Origin of the sequence: Microbacterium sp. MMO-20 (assembly GCF_037147735.1) — a bacterium.
Lineage (GTDB): Bacteria > Actinomycetota > Actinomycetes > Actinomycetales > Microbacteriaceae > Microbacterium.
Genome location: NZ_JBBCUU010000017.1, coordinates 1 through 2,120 on the forward strand (window position 1 = coordinate 1; position 2,120 = coordinate 2,120).

General features: G+C 64.4%; 2 protein-coding genes, 1 rRNA gene and 1 pseudogene. 2 read left to right on the plus strand and 2 right to left on the minus strand.

Annotated features, from left to right (window positions below; all coding sequences use genetic code 11):
- Positions 1-238: 238 nt before the first annotated feature.
- Positions 239-1,477 (minus strand): IS256 family transposase, encoded by a 1,239-nt coding sequence (locus WFI52_RS14085; protein ID WP_442927779.1) that lies wholly within the window; start codon positions 1,475-1,477, stop codon positions 239-241.
- 59 nt (positions 1,478-1,536) lie between these two features.
- Here WFI52_RS14085 and WFI52_RS14090 point away from each other — a divergent pair, with 59 nt between their 5' ends.
- Both WFI52_RS14090 and WFI52_RS14095 read left to right on the plus strand, forming a co-directional pair.
- The gene (locus tag WFI52_RS14090) at positions 1,537-1,725 is read left to right on the plus strand and encodes an integrase core domain-containing protein (protein WP_442927780.1); all 189 of its coding nucleotides are present in this window, start codon (positions 1,537-1,539) and stop codon (positions 1,723-1,725) included.
- 23 nt (positions 1,726-1,748) lie between these two features.
- Positions 1,749-1,973, plus strand: a pseudogene (locus WFI52_RS14095) (2Fe-2S iron-sulfur cluster-binding protein); the annotation flags it as partial.
- 45 nt (positions 1,974-2,018) lie between these two features.
- Here WFI52_RS14095 and rrf read toward each other — a convergent pair.
- Positions 2,019-2,120 (minus strand): 5S ribosomal RNA (gene rrf, locus WFI52_RS14100); the annotation flags it as partial.

Genomic DNA, 2,120 nt, shown 5'->3' on the forward strand with positions numbered 1-2,120 from the left:
GGGTGTGACGCTTCCTGCTGTTCGTCATGATCTGACCAGTCTCCCTGCCCGAACCCTCGGGCGACAGGACGACTCACACAACGACTGGACCTACAAAACGGGGTCAGTCCAACGGCGGTACGGTTCGGCATGCATATCGGCAACACGTATCCCAACATCTGGGAGGACGAAGAGATGAAGCGCCCTGGGTCTGATGGAGGGGTCTGTCCGATGAACGGTGTTTCTGGGCCGGCGGTCATTAGTTGATTCGGCCTTCGAAGGCGATCGCGAACGCGTTCAGCGCCGGCTTCCACCTCGTCGCCCAGCGTGCCCTGCCCCGCCCTGTCGGGTCAAGCGAGCGGGTCACGAGGTAGAGGCACTTCAGCGCCGCGGCGTCGTTCGGGAAGTGTCCGCGAGCCCTCACCGCACGGCGGTAGCGGGCGTTGAGCGACTCAATCGCGTTCGTCGAGCAGATCACCCGTCGGATCTCGACGTCCCAGTCCAAGAACGGGACGAACTCGGCCCACGCGTTCTGCCAGAGTTTGCTGATCGCCGGGTACTGCTGTCCGCATTTCGCGTCGAACTCGCGGAACCGCTCCGCCGCGGCCGCCTCGGTCGGGGCGGTGTAGACAGGCCGGAGATCCTTGCCCATCTCTTCCCAGTAGTGCCGGGATGCGAACCGGAACGTGTTGCGGATCAGGTGAATGATGCAGGTCTGCACCGTCGCGAGCGGCCAGGCCGTGTTGATCGATTCGGGCAGCCCCTTGAGTCCGTCGCAAACCACGATGCACACGTCCTCGGCGCCACGATTCTTGATCTCGGTCATCACACCGAGCCAGAACTTCGCGCCCTCGCCGCCGTCGCCGGCCCAGATCCCGAGGATGTCCCTCTCGCCGTTCACGGTCACGCCCACGGCAATGTAGAACGGCTTGTTCCGCATCTGCCCGTCCCGGACCTTGACGACGAGAGCGTCGATGAACACCACCGGGTAGACGCGATCCAGCGGACGGTTCTGCCACTCCGTCATCTCCTCGATCACCTTGTCCGTGATCCTCGAGATCGTGTCCTTCGACACCGACGCCCCGTACACGTCGTCGAAGTGCGTCGCGACCTCCCCGGTCGTGAGCCCGCGAGCGGTCAGCGACAAGACGATCTCGTCGACCCCGGTCAGCCGCCGCTGCCGCTTCTTCACGATCTTGGGATCGAACGACCCATCGCGGTCCCGCGGCACGTCGATCTGCACCGGACCCACTTCGGTGAGCACCGTCTTCGATCTCGTCCCGTTGCGGATGTTGCCGCCATCGGCGGGCTGGTGCTTGTCGCGGCCGAGGTGCTCGGTCATCTCCGCATCCAGCGCCGTCTCCAGCACCCGCTTCGTCAACCCGTTCAGCAGCCCGTCCGGGCCCAGCAGGTCGACGCCCTGTTCCTTCGCTTGCTTCAGCAGTTGCTCCGCGAGCTGCTGCTCGTCGATGATCTCCCCCGTCACAGGATCGATCATCTCGGTCGTGTCCATCACGGCCTGTTCCTTTCGGTCAGGCCGACCCCGAAACACCGGAAATCAGACAGTCCCGACCGTGGCGGACGGTCGAGCAGGTCGAGCTCGCGACCCTCGAGTGGGTGTGGTGGTGGAACAACCAGCGCCTCCACGGCGAACTCGATATGCGCACCCCGCTCGAGGTCGAGAACGCGTACTACGCTGACCTGGAATCAGCCAATCCGGTCTCTGCCGGACAAGGCTCCCGATAGGAACGAAAGTCAGGCCGATTCAGCTCGAAGCGCTGGAGAACGCCGGTGCGGACATGCTCTCGGACTGCCGCAAGGGTGAATGCGGGCTCTGCGAGGTGCGCATCGCGGGGCTCGAGGGAGACATCGACCACCGGGACGTGTTCTACAGCGAGCGCCAGCGCGACGCACGAGGGAAGATGTGCTGCTGCGTCTCCCGCATCGTCGCTCCCGCCGGCCGCGAGGCGATCGTCGAGATCATCACGACGTGAAATGCAAAAGGGCCGCCCCAGAAGGGGCGGCCCTTTTGAAAAGGAGTCCGGCGGTGTCCTACTCTCCCACAGGGTCCCCCCTGCAGTACCATCGGCGCTGTGAGGCTTAGCTTCCGGGTTCGGAATGTGACCGGGCGTTTCCCTCAC